Below are 498 nucleotides of genomic sequence, written 5' to 3' on the forward strand. Positions count from 1 at the left end.
GGTGATCCGGTTCAACGCCTGCCCGCGTGGCAGCGCGACCTCAAGGTCGTGCAGGTGCCAGCCCAGCCGGTTGATCATCCGGGTCCGCTCGGCCACCAGGTCTTCGCGGTGATCGAGCAGGAGCCGGATCTGCAAGGCCTGCTCGTCGAGGTGGGCCTCGGGCAGGTCGGGCTCGCGCAGCGCGGCGCGGGCCACCGCCAGCGCGTCGATCGGGTCGGACTTGCCGCGGGTGCGGGCCGAGGCCCTGGCCCGTGCCATCAGCTTCGGCGGCACCGTGACCACCGCCTGGCCTGTTCCGAGCAGAGCGCGAAGCAGCGAGCCGGCGACGTGACGGCAGTCCTCGACCGCCCACCGCCTCGATCCGGGCCAGCGCTGCGCCCACTCCAACAGCCGGATCAGCTCAGCCGCGGTGTTGCCGACGGTGATCTGACCGAGCTCGCGACCGTTGGAGTCCACCGCGACGGCGGTGTGGCTGTGCTTGTGCGGGTCCACGCCCAC

1 protein-coding gene is annotated in these 498 nt (G+C 72.3%); it reads right to left on the minus strand.

Going from position 1 to position 498, the window contains the following annotated elements; translation table 11 throughout:
- On the minus strand, nucleotides 1–498 hold a 498-nt coding region (locus PSD17_RS21340; RefSeq protein ID WP_339124271.1), incomplete at both ends, for an IS110 family transposase.

This window comes from Pseudonocardia sp. D17, assembly GCF_036984265.1.
Lineage (GTDB): Bacteria > Actinomycetota > Actinomycetes > Mycobacteriales > Pseudonocardiaceae > Pseudonocardia > Pseudonocardia benzenivorans.